Origin of the sequence: Pseudomonas sp. NFIX10, from assembly GCF_900111955.1 — a bacterium.
Classification (GTDB): domain Bacteria; phylum Pseudomonadota; class Gammaproteobacteria; order Pseudomonadales; family Pseudomonadaceae; genus Aquipseudomonas; species Aquipseudomonas fluorescens_AA.
Genome location: NZ_FOKH01000002.1, coordinates 258,709 through 276,779 on the forward strand (window position 1 = coordinate 258,709; position 18,071 = coordinate 276,779).

At 61.1% G+C, this 18,071-nt stretch carries 18 protein-coding genes, 1 tRNA gene and 1 riboswitch; of the genes, 12 read left to right on the plus strand and 7 right to left on the minus strand.

All coding sequences use genetic code 11. The features are described 5' to 3' along the window. Window position 1: 1 nt before the first annotated feature. From murI to hemA, 5 genes are read right to left on the minus strand one after another with little or no spacing between them, the layout of a single operon-like run. On the minus strand, window positions 2-793 hold the full coding sequence (murI, locus tag BM321_RS03100) for a glutamate racemase (protein ID WP_092441467.1): 792 nt from the start codon (window positions 791-793) through the stop codon (window positions 2-4). Beyond that, a complete protein-coding gene (locus BM321_RS03105; protein ID WP_092441521.1) occupies window positions 786-1,541 on the minus strand; it encodes a molybdopterin-synthase adenylyltransferase MoeB in 756 nt (251 codons plus the stop codon). Before BM321_RS03105 ends, murI begins: the two co-directional genes overlap by 8 nt. Then, window positions 1,535-2,365 carry a peptide chain release factor N(5)-glutamine methyltransferase gene (prmC, locus tag BM321_RS03110; protein ID WP_092441468.1) on the minus strand — a complete coding sequence of 277 codons (831 nt, stop codon included), beginning with the start codon at window positions 2,363-2,365 and terminating at the stop codon, window positions 1,535-1,537. Before prmC ends, BM321_RS03105 begins: the two co-directional genes overlap by 7 nt. Before the next feature lie 14 nt (window positions 2,366-2,379). Beyond that, window positions 2,380-3,462 (minus strand): peptide chain release factor 1, encoded by a 1,083-nt coding sequence (gene prfA / locus BM321_RS03115; RefSeq protein ID WP_092202503.1) that lies wholly within the window; start codon window positions 3,460-3,462, stop codon window positions 2,380-2,382. Continuing rightward, window positions 3,459-4,748 carry a glutamyl-tRNA reductase gene (gene hemA, locus BM321_RS03120; protein ID WP_092441469.1) on the minus strand — a complete coding sequence of 430 codons (1,290 nt, stop codon included), beginning with the start codon at window positions 4,746-4,748 and terminating at the stop codon, window positions 3,459-3,461. Before hemA ends, prfA begins: the two co-directional genes overlap by 4 nt. Before the next feature lie 172 nt (window positions 4,749-4,920). On the opposite strand from hemA, the gene BM321_RS03125 reads away from it, so the two are divergent. From BM321_RS03125 to BM321_RS03165, 9 genes are all read left to right on the plus strand, one after another. Further along, window positions 4,921-6,645: a tetratricopeptide repeat protein gene (locus BM321_RS03125; RefSeq protein ID WP_092441470.1), complete on the plus strand. Its 1,725-nt coding sequence runs from the start codon at window positions 4,921-4,923 to the stop codon at window positions 6,643-6,645. A 4-nt stretch (window positions 6,646-6,649) separates the two neighbouring features. Continuing rightward, window positions 6,650-7,267, plus strand: a complete 618-nt coding sequence (lolB, locus tag BM321_RS03130) for a lipoprotein insertase outer membrane protein LolB (RefSeq protein ID WP_092202497.1) — start codon at window positions 6,650-6,652, stop codon at window positions 7,265-7,267. A 1-nt stretch (window position 7,268) separates the two neighbouring features. Further along, window positions 7,269-8,120, plus strand: coding sequence for a 4-(cytidine 5'-diphospho)-2-C-methyl-D-erythritol kinase (gene ispE / locus BM321_RS03135; protein ID WP_092441471.1), 852 nt, complete (start codon window positions 7,269-7,271; stop codon window positions 8,118-8,120). Between the two features lie 37 nt (window positions 8,121-8,157). Then, window positions 8,158-8,232: transfer RNA gene (locus tag BM321_RS03140), tRNA-Gln, on the plus strand. A gap of 47 nt (window positions 8,233-8,279) precedes the next feature. After that, window positions 8,280-9,221 carry a ribose-phosphate pyrophosphokinase gene (locus tag BM321_RS03145; protein ID WP_003171603.1) on the plus strand — a complete coding sequence of 314 codons (942 nt, stop codon included), beginning with the start codon at window positions 8,280-8,282 and terminating at the stop codon, window positions 9,219-9,221. A gap of 142 nt (window positions 9,222-9,363) precedes the next feature. Next, complete coding sequence (locus tag BM321_RS03150) at window positions 9,364-9,966, plus strand: 50S ribosomal protein L25/general stress protein Ctc (protein WP_092329337.1); 603 nt, start codon at window positions 9,364-9,366, stop codon at window positions 9,964-9,966. A gap of 166 nt (window positions 9,967-10,132) precedes the next feature. Further along, window positions 10,133-10,717: an aminoacyl-tRNA hydrolase gene (gene pth, locus BM321_RS03155; RefSeq protein ID WP_003185374.1), complete on the plus strand. Its 585-nt coding sequence runs from the start codon at window positions 10,133-10,135 to the stop codon at window positions 10,715-10,717. Window positions 10,718-10,739: 22 nt separating this feature from the next. Continuing rightward, entirely contained in the window at window positions 10,740-11,840 is a 1,101-nt protein-coding gene (gene ychF / locus BM321_RS03160) for a redox-regulated ATPase YchF (RefSeq protein ID WP_060740647.1), read from the plus strand. A gap of 281 nt (window positions 11,841-12,121) precedes the next feature. Further along, window positions 12,122-13,330: an MFS transporter gene (locus BM321_RS03165; protein WP_092441472.1), complete on the plus strand. Its 1,209-nt coding sequence runs from the start codon at window positions 12,122-12,124 to the stop codon at window positions 13,328-13,330. A gap of 409 nt (window positions 13,331-13,739) precedes the next feature. On the opposite strand, the gene BM321_RS03170 is transcribed toward BM321_RS03165, so the two are convergent. Both BM321_RS03170 and BM321_RS03175 read right to left on the minus strand, forming a co-directional pair. Further along, window positions 13,740-14,327, minus strand: a complete 588-nt coding sequence (locus BM321_RS03170) for a hypothetical protein (protein ID WP_092441473.1) — start codon at window positions 14,325-14,327, stop codon at window positions 13,740-13,742. A gap of 3 nt (window positions 14,328-14,330) precedes the next feature. Next, complete coding sequence (locus BM321_RS03175) at window positions 14,331-14,774, minus strand: DUF3592 domain-containing protein (protein ID WP_092441474.1); 444 nt, start codon at window positions 14,772-14,774, stop codon at window positions 14,331-14,333. Window positions 14,775-14,919: 145 nt separating this feature from the next. Continuing rightward, window positions 14,920-15,115, plus strand: a riboswitch (cobalamin riboswitch). A 140-nt stretch (window positions 15,116-15,255) separates the two neighbouring features. Between BM321_RS03175 and BM321_RS03180 the strand changes: the two genes are divergently transcribed. From BM321_RS03180 to BM321_RS03190, 3 genes are read left to right on the plus strand one after another with little or no spacing between them, the layout of a single operon-like run. Continuing rightward, window positions 15,256-16,269, plus strand: coding sequence for an ABC transporter substrate-binding protein (locus BM321_RS03180; RefSeq protein WP_092441475.1), 1,014 nt, complete (start codon window positions 15,256-15,258; stop codon window positions 16,267-16,269). After that, entirely contained in the window at window positions 16,266-17,282 is a 1,017-nt protein-coding gene (locus BM321_RS03185; RefSeq protein ID WP_092441476.1) for a FecCD family ABC transporter permease, read from the plus strand. The genes BM321_RS03180 and BM321_RS03185 overlap by 4 nt, the downstream gene beginning before the upstream one ends. Beyond that, window positions 17,279-18,070: an ABC transporter ATP-binding protein gene (locus BM321_RS03190; RefSeq protein WP_092441477.1), complete on the plus strand. Its 792-nt coding sequence runs from the start codon at window positions 17,279-17,281 to the stop codon at window positions 18,068-18,070. Before BM321_RS03185 ends, BM321_RS03190 begins: the two co-directional genes overlap by 4 nt. Window position 18,071: the final 1 nt, after the last annotated feature.

Below are 18,071 nucleotides of genomic sequence, written 5' to 3' on the forward strand. Positions count from 1 at the left end.
CTTACAGTTCGAAGCTTCGCACAACGCCAGACGAATGCCATAGCAGCGGTAGGATTTTTCTCAAATGTATCGGGTCTGCGCTGGTCCAGAATTGCGTTTCATGGGGCGCCCCCTCTGCCAGCCACCCACGTTCGGCCAACAGGCGTTGAAGTTGCCGGGCCACGGCGGCGCCGGTGTCGATCAGGCTGATGTACCTTGGGATCATGTCCTTGAGCAAAGGCTTGAGGAATGGATAGTGGGTGCAGCCCAGGATCAGCGTATCGCAGCCGGCTGCAAGCAACGGCTCTACGTAGTGGTGCAGCAGTTGATGCAGGGCCTGGCTGTGCAAGTCCCCCGCTTCGATCAACTCGACCAGGCCCGGGCACGGCTGGGTGATGACGCGCACATCGGTGGCGAAACGGTCGAGCAAGGCGGCGAATTTGGCGCTCTGCAAGGTGCCGGTGGTCGCCAGCACCCCGACGATACCGCTGCGGGTTGCGGCGGCTGCCGGTTTGACCGCCGGTTCCATGCCGACGATCGGCCAGCGGGGAAAATCGCGCCGTAGATCGGCGACCGCGGCCACCGTAGCGGTGTTGCAGGCGACCACCAACGCCTTGGCGCCCTGACTGAAGAGAAAGTCGGCAATGATCGCGCAACGTTGTCGGATGTATTCCGGGCTCTTCTCGCCGTAGGGAATGTGCCCACAGTCAGCTACGTACAGCAGCGACTCATCGGGCAGCAACTGACGGATCTCCCCCAGCACCGACAGCCCGCCGACGCCCGAGTCCAGCACTCCCACCGGTGCGTCATTCATGCGAGCCACCACAAACACTGCACCCCGGGTCGCGCTTGACCCGCAATTCGCGGAAACGCGTGCCCAGGGCGTCGATCAGCAATAGCCGTCCCACCAGCGGCTCGCCGAAACCGACCAGCAGCTTCAAGGCTTCAAGGGCTTGTAGACTGCCCACCAACCCCACCAGCGGCCCGATCACACCGGCTTCGCTACAGGTTAGCTCGGCTTCGCTGCCATGGCCGTAGAGGCAGTGGTAGCAAGGGCTTTCGGGGCGACGCGGGTCGAACACCGACAACTGCCCTTCCAGGCGAATCGCCGCGCCGCTGACCAGCGGCTTACCCGCCGCGACACAGGCCGCGTTCACCGCTTCGCGGGTCGAGAAATTGTCCGAGCAGTCGAGCACCACATCCACCGCCGCGACCGCAGCGGCCAGGCTGTCTTCATCCATGGCGACCCGGTGAGGCACCAACCGAACCTCGGGGTTGACCGCCCCCAAGCGCCGCATCGCCGAATCGACCTTGCTCAGGCCGACGCTGTCGGTGTCGTGAATGACCTGGCGTTGCAGGTTGGTCAGGTCGACGCTGTCGAAATCCGCCAGGTGCATCTCACCCACGCCAGCGGCGGCCAGGTACAACGCCACCGGGGCGCCGAGCCCGCCGAGGCCGATGATCAACACGCGGCTTTGCTTGAGACGCAATTGGCCATCGATGTCGACATGCTGCAACAGAATCTGTCGGCTGTAGCGCAACAGCTCCTGATCGTTCAGCACGGCAGGCACCCCAGGCTGATGCGCTCATGGTCCCCCAGGTCCTTGCGGCTGTGGACCTCGACAAACCCCTGGGCACCCAGCAAATCGCGCACCGCCTCGGCCTGGTCGTAACCATGCTCGAGCATCAGCCAGCCCCCCGGTTCGAGGTGCGCTGGCGCCTGGGCCACGATCTGGCGCAGATCATCGAGCCCGTCCGGCCCGGCCACCAAGGCACTGGCCGGCTCGAAACGCACGTCGCCCTCGGCCAGGTGCGGATCGCTGGCCGCGATGTACGGCGGGTTGCTGATGATCAACTGGAAACGCTCGCCCTCCAAGGCGCTGAACCAGTGGCTGCTCAACACCGTGACATTGCGCAGGGCCAGGCGCTGGCGATTGCGTTCGGCCAGGGCCACGGCCTCCAGCACCCGGTCGACCGCCGTGACGTTCCAGGCCGGACGCTCACTGGCCAATGCCAGGGCAATCGCGCCGCTGCCGGTGCCCAGGTCCAGGACCCGGGCCGGTGTCGCGGGCAGCAAGGCCAGTGCGGTTTCCACCAGCAGTTCGGTGTCGGGACGCGGGATCAGCGTATGGGGCGCGACTTCCAAGTCGAGTTTCCAGAAACCCTGTTGCCCAAGGATGTAGGCCACCGGCTCGCCGGAGCGACGGCGACGCAGGTATTCGGAGAACAGCAGCGCCGCCTCGCTGGGCACGATCCGCTCGGGCCAGGTGTGCAGGAAGCTGCGGGACTTGCCCAGGGCAGCGGCCAGCAACAACTCGACATCCAGCCGTGGCGTGGGCGAATCCGGCAGCTCGGCGGCGCGTAACAGACTGGCGATGATGGTCATTTATTCACCTGTGCTTACTCGCCAATCGCCGCCAACTGGTCGGCCTGGTATTCGGCCAGCAACGGCTCGATGACCGCATCGACACCGCCGGCCAAGATCTCGTCCAGGGAATACAAGGTCAGGTTGACACGATGGTCGGTGACCCGGCCCTGGGCGAAGTTGTAGGTACGGATCCGTTCGGAACGATCGCCCGAGCCCACCAGCAATTTGCGTTCGCTGGCGATGGCATTGGCAGCGGCGCTGGTCTGCTGGTCGTTGAGCTTGGCCGACAACCAGGCCATGGCCCGCGCACGGTTCTTGTGCTGGGAACGTTCTTCCTGGCACTCGACCACGATGCCCGAGGGCAAGTGGGTGATGCGGATCGCCGAGTCGGTCTTGTTGACGTGCTGGCCGCCCGCCCCGGAGGAACGGTAGGTGTCGATCCGCAGGTCCGCCGGGTTGATCTCGATGGCTTCCTGCTCGTCCGGCTCGGGCAATACCGCCACGGTGCAGGCCGAGGTGTGGATGCGTCCCTGGGATTCGGTGGCCGGCACGCGCTGCACGCGGTGGGCGCCGGATTCGAACTTGAGCTTGCCGTAGACATTGTCGCCTTCGACCCGGGCGATGACTTCTTTATAGCCGCCGTGCTCGCCTTCGTTCTCCGACAGGATCTCCACGCGCCAACCGCGACGCTCGGCATAACGCGAATACATGCGGAACAGGTCGCCGGAAAAAATCGCCGCCTCGTCGCCGCCGGTGCCGGCACGGATCTCGAGGAACACGTTGCGCCCATCATTCGGGTCCTTGGGCAGCAGCATGCGTTGCAGGTTGCTTTCCAGTTCGAGCAATTGTTCCTTGGCTTCGCGCACTTCCTCCACGGCCATTTCGCGCATGTCCGGGTCGCTGTCCTTGAGCAGCGCCTGGGCGCCTTCGAGGTCGCCCTGCACTTTAAGCAGCTGTTTATAGGTGGCGACAATCGGCTCGACTTCCGCGTATTCCTTGGAATAGGTGCGGAATTTGTTCTGGTCGGCAATGACTTCGCCATCGCCCAGCAAGGCGGTCAATTCTTCGAAACGGTCCTGGAGGATGTCCAGTTTGTTGAGCAGCGACGCTTTCATTGCGGTTTTTTATCCGAAAAGCTATCCGGTGAGCCCTCACCGAGGGCAAAGAGTTCCTGGGCCATGGCCAGCGCATCGAGGCGGCCCTCGGCAGTCAGTTTCTTGAGCTGGACACTGGGAGCGTGGAGCAACTTGTTGGTCAGGCCGCGGGCCAGTTGCACCAGCACCTCCTCGGCACTGCCACCATTGGCCAGCAGGCGCTGGGCCTTTTGCAGTTCCTCGTCGCGCAGACGTTCGCTCTGTTGACGATACGCCTTGAGCACATCCACCGCCGCCAGCTCGCGCAGGCGCACCATGAAGTCCTCGGCGCCGACGCTGACCATCTCTTCCGCCGCCTGGGCCGCGCCCTGCCGACTCTTGAGGTTCTCGGCCACCACCTCGTGCAGGTCGTCGACGCTATAGAGGTAAACATCGTCCAGCTCGCCGACTTCCGGCTCGATGTCCCGGGGAACGGCGATGTCCACCATGAAAATCGGCTTGTGCTTGCGCAGCTTCAGGGCACTTTCCACGGCGCCCTTGCCGAGGATCGGCAACTGGCTGGCGGTGGAACTGATGACGATGTCGCTGTGCACCAGTTCGGCGGGAATGTCCGACAGCAGCACCGCATGGGCACCAAACTGTTCGGCCAGGGTGCTGGCCCGCTCCAGGGTCCGGTTGGCGACGACAATGCGTTTGACCCCCAGGTCGTGGAGATGGCGAGCGACCAGGGTGATGGTCTCGCCGGCACCGATCAGCAGCGCCTGGCTGCGTTGCAAATCACTGAAAATCTGTTTCGCCAGGCTGACGGCGGCGAACGCCACGGACACCGGGTTCTCGCCGATGGCGGTGTCGGTGCGCACCTGCTTGGCGGCATTGAAGGTGGCCTGGAACAAGCGCCCCAGCAGCGGGCCGATGGTGCCGGCCTCGCGGGCCACGGCGTAGGCCGACTTCATCTGGCCGAGAATCTGCGGCTCGCCCAGCACCAGCGAGTCGAGCCCCGAGGCGACGCGCATCATGTGACGAACGGCCGCATCGTCTTCATGCACATAGGCACTGGCGCGCAGCTCTTCAAGGCTCAGGTTGTGATATTCGGCCAGCCAGCGCAGCACCGAATCGGCCGAAACGTGATCCTGTTCTATATAAAGCTCACTGCGATTGCAGGTGGAGAGGATCGCAGCTTCGCGGCTGTCGGTGAGCCGGCAGAGCTGCTGCAGGGCCTCAACCAGCTGCTCAGGCGTAAAGGCCACGCGCTCGCGGACGTCTACTGAAGCAGTCTTGTGGTTAATACCGAGTGCAAGGAAGGCCATTCAAGGTCGCTGATGGTGACGTGAAGCCGGTAATTGTCCTACTTCGTCAGATTCAGAACAACCACTCGATCTCTATCGCCCTGCCCTGGGTTGTAAATCGACGGGGCGGTTATGTTTGACCCAAGGCTTGTGTCATGATGATCCGACCGCAGGTTAGTCGTCCTCTTCCTATATGAATAGATCTTCCGCGTTGCTCCTCGCCCTTGCCTTGCTCAGCGGCTGCCAGTCCATGGCCCCCGTTTCGACGGACGGTACGCCGCCAGTCGAAGACAGCGTGCAGGCCCCTGAAAAACCCAAGGTCTATGGCTCGTTCAGCGAAGAAACCATCTTCAGCCTGTTGAGCGCCGAACTGGCAGGCCAGCGCAATCGCTTCGACATTGCGCTGGACAACTACGTGACCCAGGCCATCAATACCCAGGACCCGGGCATCTCCGAACGGGCATTTCGCATTGCCGAATACCTGGGCGCCGACCAGCCCGCGCTGGACACCGCGCTGATCTGGGCCAGGAATGCCCCCGATGACCTGGAAGCGCAGCGCGCCGCCGCCGTGCAACTGGCCCGGGCCGGGCGCTACGATGACTCCATGGTCTATATGGAGAAAGTCCTGCTGGGCAAGGGCGACACCCATTTCGACTTCCTGGCGCTGTCCGCCGCCGATACCGACCAGGAAACCCGCAACGGCCTGATGAAAAGCTTCGATCGCCTGTTGCAGCGCCACCCGAATAACGGCCAGCTGATTTTCGGCAAGGCCCTGCTGCTGCAACAGGATGGCGACACCCAGGGTGCCCTCACCCTGCTGGAAGACAACCCGCCGGAAGCCGGCGAAGTAGCGCCGATCCTGCTGCGTGCCCGCTTGCTGCAAGGCTTGAACCGCGGCGACGAAGCCTTGCCGCTGCTGGAAAAAAGCATCAAGAAATACCCGGACGACAAACGCCTGCGCCTCACCTACGCCCGCATGCTGGTGGAAAACAACCGCATGGACGACGCCAAGGTGGAGTTCTCCAGCCTGGTCCAGCAATACCCGGAAGACGACGAGCTGCGCTATTCCCTGGCGCTGGTCTGCCTGGAAGCCAAGGCCTGGGAAGAGGCCAAGGGTTATCTGGAAGACCTGATCGCCCGGGGAAGCCATGTCGACTCGGCCCATTTGAACCTGGGTCGCATCGCCGAGGAACGCAACGATCCCGAGAACGCACTGATCGAGTACGCCCAGGTCGGCCCGGGCAACGACTATCTGCCGGCGCAGTTGCGCCAGGCCGATATCCTGATCAGCAATGGCAAGACCGCCGATGCCCAGAGCCGCCTCGCCGTACAGCGCGACTCCCAGCCGGACTACGGCATCCAGTTGTACCTGATCGAAGCCGAAACCCTGTCGGCCAACAATCAGGGCGACAAGGCCTGGAACGTACTGCAGCAAGCCTTGAAGCAGTACCCGGACGATCTGAACCTGTTGTATACCCGCGCCATGCTGGCGGAAAAACGCAATGACCTGGCCCAGATGGAAAAAGACCTGCGCCTGATCATCCAGCGTGACCCGGACAACGCCATGGCCCTCAATGCCCTGGGCTACACCTTGTCGGATCGCACCACCCGCTATGACGAAGCCAAGGTGCTGATCGAACAGGCCCACCAGATCAATCCGGAAGACCCGGCGGTACTCGACAGCCTTGGCTGGGTGAATTTCCGCCTGGGCAATCTCGACGAAGCCGAACGCCTGTTGCGCCAAGCCCTGGAGCGCTTTCCCGACCAGGAAGTCGCCGCTCACCTGGGCGAGGTCCTTTGGGCCAACGGCAAACAACGCGAAGCCCGGCAGATCTGGAGCCGATTCCTCAAGGATCAGCCTGACAGCCCTATCTTGCGCAGCACCATCAAACGCCTGACCGGATCCGAGACTCTTTAAGATTATGTTTTTGCGCCATTTCATCGTTTTCAGCTTCATTGCCTTGCTCGCCGGTTGCGCGGGCTTCGGCGCACGTGAATCCGTCCAGGGCCAGGGCAACCAGGCCCAGTGGCGCGAGCACAAACAACAACTGAGCGGCCTCGACGGCTGGCAGATCGACGGCAAGATCGGCATCCGCGCCCCGAAAGACTCGGGCAGCGGCACGCTGTTCTGGCTGCAACGCCAGGACTACTACGACATCCGCCTGTCGGGCCCACTGGGTCGCGGCGCGGCCCGCCTGACTGGCCGGCCGGGCCAGGTTTCCCTGGAAGTCGCCAATCAGGGGCGCTACGAGGCCCCCACCCCCGAAGCGCTGCTGGAAGAACAGCTGGGCTGGAAACTGCCGGTCTCCCACCTGACCTGGTGGGTTCGCGGGCTGCCGGCACCGGACAGTAAAAGTCGCCTGACCCTCGACGCCGACAGCCGCCTGTCCAACCTGGAACAGGATGACTGGCAGATCGAGTACCTCAGCTATGCCCAGCAGAACGGCTACTGGCTGCCCGAACGCATCAAGTTGCATGGCAGCGACCTCGACGTCACGCTGGTGATCAAGCAATGGCAGCCGCGCAAGCTGGGGCAGTGACATGACCGCTGCACGCCTGACCCTGCCCTCCCCGGCCAAGCTCAACCTGATGCTGCACATCCTCGGCCGTCGTCCGGACGGCTACCACGAGTTGCAGACGATCTTCCAGTTCCTGGACTACGGCGACGAGATCACCTTCGCCGTGCGCGACGACGGCGTGATTCATCTGCACACCGAGTTCGAAGGCGTGCCCCACGACAGCAACCTGATCGTCAAGGCCGCGAAACAACTCCAGTTGCAATCCGGTAGTAGGCTGGGCATCGATATCTGGATCGAAAAAATCCTGCCCATGGGCGGCGGCATCGGCGGCGGCAGCTCGAATGCGGCGACGACTTTATTGGGCCTCAACCATTTGTGGCAGCTTGGCTGGGAGATCGATCGCCTGGCTGCCCTGGGCCTGACGCTGGGCGCCGACGTGCCGGTTTTCGTGCGTGGCCACGCCGCTTTCGCCGAGGGCGTCGGGGAAAAACTCACCCCAGTGGAACCCGAGGAACCCTGGTACTTGGTGCTGGTGCCGCAAGTATCTGTAAGTACAGCAGAAATTTTTTCAGATCCACTGTTGACACGTAACTCTCCTCCCATTAAAGTGCGCCCCGTTCCCAAGGGAAACAGTCGAAATGACTGCTTACCGGTGGTAGCGAGGCGTTATCCAGATGTTCGTAACGCTCTGAATTTGTTAGGTAAATTTACCGAAGCAAAACTCACCGGAACTGGAAGTTGTGTGTTTGGGGGCTTCCCAAGCAAAGCTGAAGCTGATAAAGTCTCGGCCCTTCTGACAGAGACCCTTACAGGGTTTGTAGCAAAAGGAAGCAACGTTTCGATGTTGCATCGCAAGCTGCAAGACCTGCTCTAAAAGGAATCGAGTGCTGGGCACTCGCAGCAACAGATACAGGGGCGTCGCCAAGCGGTAAGGCAGCAGGTTTTGATCCTGCCATGCGTTGGTTCGAATCCAGCCGCCCCTGCCATTTTCCTATACTCATCCAGGTATACCCTCAGCCTTCAGGTACTGCGCGTGTCCAAGATGATGGTCTTTACGGGGAACGCCAACCCCGATCTGGCTCGACGTGTCGTACGTCAGCTGCATATCCCTCTCGGTGACATTTCTGTCGGTAAATTTTCCGACGGCGAAATCACTGCCGAGATCAATGAAAACGTTCGCGGTAAAGACGTCTTCATTATTCAGCCGACTTGCGCTCCGACCAACGATAACCTGATGGAACTCGTCGTGATGGCTGATGCCTTCCGCCGTTCCTCGGCTACTCGTATCACTGCTGTTATTCCTTACTTTGGTTATGCCCGTCAGGATCGCCGTCCGCGTTCCGCACGCGTGGCCATCAGCGCGAAAGTCGTGGCTGATATGCTCACCGTAGTCGGCATCGACCGTGTCCTCACGGTTGATCTGCATGCCGACCAGATTCAGGGTTTCTTCGATATTCCCGTGGATAACATCTACGGCTCCCCCGTCCTGGTGGATGATATCGAAGATCAGCGCTTCGAAAACCTGATGATCGTGTCCCCGGACATTGGCGGCGTCGTGCGTGCACGGGCTGTTGCCAAATCCTTGGGCGTGGATCTGGGTATCATCGACAAACGCCGTGAGAAAGCCAATCACTCCGAAGTGATGCATATCATCGGCGACGTCGAAGGGCGTACCTGTATCCTGGTCGATGACATGGTCGATACCGCCGGCACCCTGTGCCACGCGGCCAAGGCCCTGAAAGAGCATGGCGCGGCCAAGGTCTTTGCCTACTGCACACACCCTGTGCTGTCCGGTCGGGCAATCGAGAACATTGAAAATTCCGTGCTGGACGAGCTGGTGGTGACCAACACCATTCCGCTGTCCGCTGCAGCACAAGCCTGTGCGCGTATCCGTCAACTGGATATCGCACCGGTGGTTGCCGAAGCGGTTCGCCGCATCAGCAATGAAGAATCGATCAGCGCGATGTTCCGCTAAGGGCCCTGCCCTTTCCAGGACACCTCGTTGACGAAAAGCGCCCCGCCCCGACATCACCTGTCGGGGCGGGGCTTTTTTGCCCATACCGTGCCTGACGCTGGTCGCAAACGTCACTCGGTCATGGCTATTTTGGAGATACAACATGAACGATTTTACTCTGAATGCTGAAGTGCGTTCCGACCTGGGGAAAGGTGCGAGCCGCCGCCTGCGTCGTCTCGCAAGCCTGGTTCCAGCTGTAGTCTACGGTGGCGACAAAGCCCCTGAGTCCATCAGCATGCTGGCCAAAGAAGTTGCCAAACTGCTCGAAAACGAAGCGGCCTACAGCCACATCATCGAGCTGAACGTTGGCGGCACCAAGCAAAACGTCGTGATCAAAGCCCTGCAGCGTCACCCGGCCAAAGGCCACGTGATGCACGCTGACTTCGTACGCGTAGTCGCCGGCCAGAAACTGACCGCTATCGTGCCTGTACACTTCGTTGGCGAAGCTGCTCCGATCAAGAAAGGCGGCGAAGTTTCCCACGTTGTTTCGGAAATCGAAGTGACTTGCCTGCCGAAAGACCTGCCTGAATTCATCGAAGTCGACCTGGCTGACGCCGAAGTCGGCACGATCATTCACCTGTCCGACCTCAAGGCTCCTAAAGGCGTTGAGTTTGTTGCTCTGGCACACGGCGATGACAAGGCTGTTGCCAACGTCCACGCTCCACGTGTTGCTCCAGAAGCCACTGAAGAAGGCGCTGCAGAGTAATTTCACTCTGTCGCCGGAGTGACCGGAAACATCGCGGACTGGAACGTAGCGAGACAGCGGGCGAGAACGCGAAGTTTACTCAACGGTAAATCCGCCATTTTCGTCCACTGTCGCAACACCGCCTGATTGCGACATCGTTATCCACACTCCAGGAAGGGCCCCTATCGTGACTGCCATAAAACTGATCGTTGGCCTGGGAAATCCAGGCGCTGAATACGAACAGACCCGGCATAACGCAGGGGCCCTTTTTGTTGAGCGCATCGCGCACGCACAAGGCGTCAGCCTGGCGGCCGATCGCAAGTATTTCGGCCTGACCGGGCGCTTCTCGCATCAGGGTCAGGATGTTCGCCTGTTGATTCCCACCACCTACATGAACCGCAGCGGCCAGGCCGTGGCGGCATTGGCCGGTTTCTTTCGCATCAAGCCTGAAGAAATCCTGGTGGCCCACGACGAACTCGACCTGCCTCCGGGCGTTGCCAAGCTCAAGCAAGGCGGCGGCCATGGCGGTCACAACGGGTTGCGCGACATCATCGCGCAACTGGGTAATCAGAATACCTTTCACCGCCTGCGGCTCGGCATCGGCCACCCGGGCGTTGCCAGTATGGTTTCTAACTTTGTCCTGGGTCGTGCGCCTCGCGCCGAACAGGAAAAACTCGATGCCAGCATCGACTTTGCCCTCGGCGTGCTGCCGGATATTCTCGCCGGTGAATGGAACCGCGCGATGAAAAACCTGCACAGCCAGAAGGCCTGACACTTATCCGAGGGGAAACACCATGGGATTCAATTGCGGCATCGTCGGCCTGCCTAACGTCGGCAAGTCCACCCTGTTCAACGCCCTGACCAAATCCGGTATCGCGGCCGAGAACTTCCCCTTCTGCACCATCGAGCCGAACAGCGGCATCGTGCCGATGCCCGATCCGCGCCTGGAAGCCTTGGCGGCTATCGTCAACCCCAAGCGCATCCTGCCGACCACCATGGAATTCGTCGACATCGCAGGCCTGGTGGCTGGCGCGTCGAAAGGCGAAGGCCTGGGCAACAAGTTCCTGGCCAACATCCGTGAAACCGACGCCATCGCCCACGTGGTGCGCTGCTTCGAAGACGAGAACGTGATTCACGTCTCCAACAGCGTCGACCCCAAGCGCGACATCGAAATCATCGACCTGGAACTGATTTTCGCCGACCTCGACAGCTGCGAAAAACAACTGCAGAAAGTTGCCCGCAACGCCAAGGGCGGTGACAAGGACGCGGTTGTGCAGAAGGGCCTGCTGGAGCAGTTGATCGCCCACTTCACCGAAGGCAAGCCAGCACGCAGCCTGATGAAGAACATGAGCACCGACGAGAAGCTGGTGATCAAGGGCTTCCACCTGTTGACCACCAAACCGGTCATGTACATCGCCAACGTCGCTGAAGACGGTTTCGAGAACAACCCGCACCTGGACGTGGTCAAGGCCATTGCCGAGGAAGAAGGCGCCATGGTCGTTCCGGTCTGCAACAAGATCGAAGCGGAAATCGCCGAGCTGGACGACGGTGAAGAGAAAGACATGTTCCTCGAGGCCCTGGGCCTGGAAGAGCCTGGCCTGAACCGCGTGATCCGCGCCGGCTACGAGATGCTCCACCTGCAGACCTACTTCACCGCCGGTGTCGAAGAAGTGCGCGCCTGGACCGTCCGCGTGGGTGCCACCGCACCGCAAGCCGCCGGTGTGATCCACACTGACTTCGAAAAAGGCTTTATCCGTGCCGAAGTCATCGCCTACTCGGATTTCATCCAGTACAAGGGCGAAGCGGGCGCCAAGGAAGCGGGTAAATGGCGTCTGGAAGGCAAGGAATACATCGTCAAGGATGGCGACGTGATGCACTTCCGCTTTAACGTCTGACCCGCCACGCCGCTTCCACGCAGCATTCGAAAAGCCCCGTTATCGCCCCGCGATGCGGGGCTTTTGCGTTGGAACATCTCATTGCAACCCGGAACCGTCCGATATCAATCCATCGCCCGCCTCCCCTGGCCTTCGTTTGCTTGAATAGCTGTCCTGCCCAAATAACGTGTAACGGCCCATTCGCAGGCGTGCTCAAATGACCAGCCACCGGTTTGCCGTCCCATCAGTTTGTGTCACAGGCAGCGGGTTATTCATCCGTGTCACATGATAAAGGAAGCATCATGGCCAACCCCTACCGCGAACTGTTCTCCACCCCGGGCGCCATCGGGCTAGTGATGACGAGCGCCATTGCCCGTCTGCCACAGGCAATGATCGGCATTGGCCTCATCACCATGTTGGTGCAACAGACAGGACTTTATTGGCTGGCAGGCGCGGTCGCCGGGACTTATACCCTGGCGACTGCGCTTATCGGTCCGCAAGTATCGAAACTTGTCGACCGGCGGGGGCAACGCCGGGTTCTGCCCCCTCTGGCGGCCTTCAGCACCAGCATGCTGCTCGCGCTGATCATTGCCGTGTACATGAGCGCTCCGGCCCCACTACTGTTTATCCTCGCGGCATTGGCGGGCACGATGCCAAGCATGCCCGCCATGATAAGGGCACGCTGGATACAACTTTTCCGTGGCAAGCCACAGCTACACACAGCCTTTTCCCTGGATACCGTTATAACTGAACTGGCCTTTGTCATCGGCCCACCACTTGCCATTGGTTTGAGCATCAGTGTTTTCGCCCAAGCCGGGCCCCTTGCTGCGGTCTTGTTGTTGATGGTCGGTGTGACGGCGTTTCTCATGCAGCGGCAGACGGAACCGAAGGTGGTCGTGGGCACAGCGAGGAGCACAGGCTCGACCTTGCTTATCCCCGGCGTTCCTACCATCGTGCTCGCACTGTTGGCGATGGGCGTCATTGGAGGATCCGTTGACGTGGCGGTTGTCGCCTTCGCCAACGCACAGGGCTGGCCGGCGTCTGCCAGCTTCATCCTGGCAACCTATGCCCTCGGTTCACTGATCGCAGGCCTGACGTTCGGCGCCTTGAGGGCTTCCATACCGATTGACCGGCAGTTTTTAATCGGGTCGCTGGTAACGGCAGTCACTGCTGTGTTGCCCATTCTTTCACCGAACGTCTATGTCCTTTCCGCAATGTTATTTTTGGCAGGCATGTCGTTTGCGCCAACGATGGTCATCATCATGAATCTCGGCACGATGATTGTTCCGCCTTCCAGGATCACCGAAGGGTTTACGTGGATGTCGACTGGCGTCAGCATCGGCGTCGCGCTCGGCGGCGTATTGGCGGGCTTGGTCATCGACGCCTGTGGCGCGCAGGCAGGGTTCGGCGTCGCGATTGTCGCGGGCCTGGCCATGGTGCTGATAGTGCTTTCAGGGCTGCGTATACTGCGCACTTCGTCCGCAACGGGTCACGAAATCACCTTCCAGTGATGTGCATTGCTGGACTTGCTGCATGCCTCGATTTCCAGAATCCACTCAGTGTGGCCACCACTCGGTGCCTCGCTCCGGCATTTATGTAACTGAACCACCGTCATCGCGAGCAAGCTCGCTCCCACATGGACTCGCGGGTGTCCACAGCATCTGTATACGACACAAAAACCTTGTGGGAGCGAGCTTGCTCGCGATGACGTCAGCACAACCAACATCACCGCAAACTGATCCTCCGCGATCGCGAGCTCCCACAGAAGGAACGCGTTCGCTCTAAGCCAGGGCCACCTCGCTTTGGTTTTTGATCTGGGGCGCCCCGTTAATCACGCTGGCCGAACGCAGGCATTGTGGAATGGGCATCCCGATCCCGGCATGGATATCGGGATAGCCGTGGCATTACTCCACAATCCGACTAGAACAGATAACCTATGTAAATCGCGCCACCACCACCGGCCTGCAGGCCAGCGTTTATGCCGGCCATGACCAGCGCCCCCTTGGCCGACCGCGCCAATTGTCGGCTGACCGTGGCAGATGCAATGAGCGAGGTCGCCGGGTTGGAGCTCAGGGCCACCGACAACGCCAGCAACTTGGGATCGAGCCCGAACAACAGCGCCGTGGCCGAACCGCCGATTCCCAGGCCCACCCCGACTTCGGTGTACATGCAAGGCCCGGTGATGTCGTCACTGGTCAGGTCGCGAGCGACCAAGGCATCGCTGACAAACACCTTGCCGGTGCTGGGAAAGGCTTCCGCCGCCCCCGCTGCCGACACGCCCTTGCCCTTGATCTGGATATTGATCTTGCCGAAACGCGGCAGCCGCGCGCCAAATCCGGCACCTACTCCGACGCCGCCGTAGCGGTAGCTGACGTCCTCGCCCTCGGGCGAACGCAGGATGATCGAACCGCCACTGCCCGCCACCATGACCACGGTCAGGCCGCCACCGCTGGCGGTCTGATACTGCCAGCGACTTTCATTGACCGGGATCGGGATGTTGTAGCTCATACGTTAAAGTCCTTTATGTGAATGAACCGTACCGCGACCGCGCTGACGGATAGCTTTTGCCAGACCGACAAGCGTGAACACCAGACCGATAAGACCCAGGACCCCGGGAGTGCCCCACAGCGCGGCCGAGTCATCGACGATGGCGCTGTTGGCCGGCTGCTCGGGCAGGTAATACACCCGCACCGGCTGACCCTGCTGATAGCCGAAGATGAAGCCGCCCTGGGGGTAGGAGATGTTTTCACCGCTGCTCGTGGTGAAGGCGATCTCAGGATGCGAACCACCGGCATTCAAGTGGCTGACGATGCCATCGGCGGCCTGTGCACGGTCGAGAAACTCGCGTCGCTCAAGCGTGAGATTGATGGCAATGCTCAACAAACCGATACCAATCAGGGCAAACAGCAGGCCCAGCAATATCTTCCCGATGTGTGACGGGGTGTGGTTAACCATGGCTTGTCTCAATGTTCGTCCATGAAGAGGGCCACCAGAATAGCAAGAAGCGGCGCGATGCCGCACCTCCCGAAAATCATTCCCGCAATCGTACGATGCCAGGAGAACGCCTCTCCGTGGTGAGTGGTGATAAACACCCCGATCGACTACCATGCCGGTCGCCGGTTCCCCCACGGGACTAATAGGGAATCCGAGATGCCTCGCACGGCATCAAACGGAACTGCCCCCGCAACTGTAGGTGCTGAGCCTGCTCCTCAATGGCCACTGGGATCGCCCCGGGAAGGCTGGAGCCAGGCGATGACGCATCAGTCAGGAGACCTGCCGGCCAAGTCAATCACTAACCGGCGGGGTGTCCGGGAAGAGCATCCTTGCGTTGCGCGTCACTGGGCCGATCGGCACTTCAGTGCTTTAGCGGCAGCGTTCGATGATGTGTTTTCCAGTCCGTCCCCTGCTCCGTGTACGGTCAACTGGAGTTTGCATCATGCTGCTGCCCCGCCTTGTCCCCCTCGTTATAGCCCTGGGTCTGCCGAGCCTCGCCCACGCGGCCCCGACTCAATATCCCCTGACCCTGGAAAACTGCGGCAGCACGCTGACCTTTGAGCAACCACCCAGTCGCGTCGTGACCATCGGCCAGGCCGGCACTGAAATGCTGTATGCCATGGGGTTGAGCGACAAAGTGGTCGGTACTTCGCTCTGGTTCAACGATGTGCAGATGAAGTACAAGGCGCAGAACGACAAGATCGAACGCCTGGCCGATAACGAGCCGAGCTTCGAGGCGGTGATCGGCAAACGTCCGCAACTGGTGGCGGTGGAGCTGGAATGGATGGTCGGACCGCAAGGCGTGGTCGGTACCCGCCAGCAGTTTCACGAACTGAAGATCCCCACCTACCTGATGCCCTCCGATTGCGAGGCCAAGGATAATCTGGTCGGTGCGGATGGCACGCGGCTGGAGGCGTTTCGCATCGACAGTATCTACAAGAGCATCAGCCAGTTGGCTGAAATCTTCGACGTACAGGAGCGTGGCCAACAGTTGAACGCCCAACTCAAGGCCAGTCTGGCGAAGTCTATCGCCACGGTGCAGGCCAAGGATCTGAAGCAGACGAGTGCGCTGTTCTGGTTCTCCAGCGCCAGTCTGGACATCGACCCCTATGTGGCCGGGCACAAGGGCATTCCTGACTTCATGCTCAGTACCCTGGGCGTGCGCAACGTGGTTGAATCCGATGAGGAATGGCCAACCGTCGGCTGGGAAACCATCGCCAAGGCCAACCCGACCTTCCTGGTCATTGCCCGCATGGATCGCCGACGTTTTCCGGCGGATGACCATGAAAAGAAGCTGCAATTCCTGCGCAGTGACCCGGTGACCCGCAATATGGACGCGGTGAAAAACAACCGCATCATCATTCTCGATGCGATGGCCATGCAAGCGAGCATCAGAATGTTCGACGGCCTGGAAACCCTGGCGACGGCCATCAGCGGCTACGACCTGCCGAAATGATTCCGACGCTGATTCGAACGTTGCTGGCGTTGGTGACGCTGCTCCTGGCAGTGATTGCCGGTGTGGCCATCGGTGAAACGAGTATCGAGCCGAGTGTGGTGTTCCAGGTGCTGGCCAACAAACTGTGGGCCGCAGGTTATGTCCTCGACCCGATAGACGAAGGCATCGTCTGGAACTACCGGCTGACCCGGGCGCTGGTGGCGGCGGCCTGCGGTGCGGGCCTGGCGACCTGCGGGGTGATCTTGCAATCGCTGTTGCGCAACCCGTTGGCCGATCCTTACCTGCTCGGCATCTCCGCCGGCGCCTCGACAGGCGCGGTACTGGTGGCGCTGCTGGGCATTGGGGCGGGGCTGGTTTCGTTGTCGGCCGGGGCCTTCACCGGGGCCGTTGCGGCGTTCGCCGTGGTCGTTTTGCTGGCCCGCGCCAGCCGCTCACCCTCTGGCACCGGGCAGATTATCCTGGCCGGCATTGCCGGCTCGCAGTTGTTCAATGCCCTCACCGCGTTTCTGATTACCAAGTCCGCCAGTTCCGAACAAGCTCGCGGCATCATGTTCTGGTTGCTGGGAAATCTCAGTGGGGTCCGTTGGCCGTCGGTGTGGCTGTCGGTGCCCGTGGCATTGATCGGTCTCGCGGTGTGCCTGTGGCACCGGCGGGCGCTGGACGCCTTTACCTTTGGCGCCGATTCGGCCGCCTCCCTTGGCATTCCGGTACGCCAGGTGCAATTTCTGCTGATCAACTGCGCGGCACTGGTGACAGCGGTGATGGTGTCGATCGTGGGCTCCATCGGTTTCGTCGGGCTGGTCATTCCCCATGCCGTGCGTTTGTTGCTGGGCACCCGGCATGCGCGCCTGTTGCCGGCAAGCGCGTTGGGTGGCGCGGTGTTCCTGATCGCCGCCGATGTCTTCTCTCGAACGCTGATCAAAGGCCAAGTCATCCCGGTCGGCGTCATCACTGCACTGGTGGGCGCTCCGGTGTTCGCGTTGATCCTGATCGGTCGGAGAAATGCCCGATGAATGCCGTCACCGCTGTCATCGGCGAATCCGTGCTGAGTTGTTCCGGCCTCGGGTTCCATGTGCGGGACGCCGAGTTGTTGCACGATATCCACCTGGACATCCATCGGGGCGAAACCCTGGGCCTCGTCGGGCCCAACGGTTCGGGAAAATCCACACTGCTCAAACTGCTGGCGGGCGTGCGCGCCCCCAGCCGGGGCGACATTCAGCTCAACCACCAGCCCCTCAAGGAGCTGGCACGGCGCACCGTCGCGCAGACCCTGGCCGTGGTTGAGCAACAGGCCGACACACTGGACGCGATCAGCGTGTTCGACGCCGTTGCCCTGGGCCGAACGCCCTGGTTATCGGCCTTGAGTCCGTGGTCAAACGAGGACGCTGCAATCGTCCAGCAGGCGCTGTGGGACGTCGATGCGACGCATTTGAGAAACCGCACCTGGCACAGTCTGTCCGGTGGTGAACGTCAACGTGTTCACATCGCTCGGGCCCTGGCCCAACGCCCACAGATTCTATTGCTGGACGAACCCACCAATCACTTGGATATCCAGCATCAGCTCGCCATCCTGAAAGTGGTGCAAGCGCTACCTGTCACGACGGTCATCGCCCTGCACGACCTGAACCAGGCGTTAACCTGTGATCGCCTGGCGGTACTGGAGCGGGGCCGGCTGGTGGCGCTAGGCAAACCTCTGGAGGTGCTGACCCCGCAACGCTTGCAGGCTACGTTCGGCGTGCACGCCCACTACCTGATCGACCCCTTCGACGGCGCGCAGATCCTGCGATTTCGTTCCGTTTGAC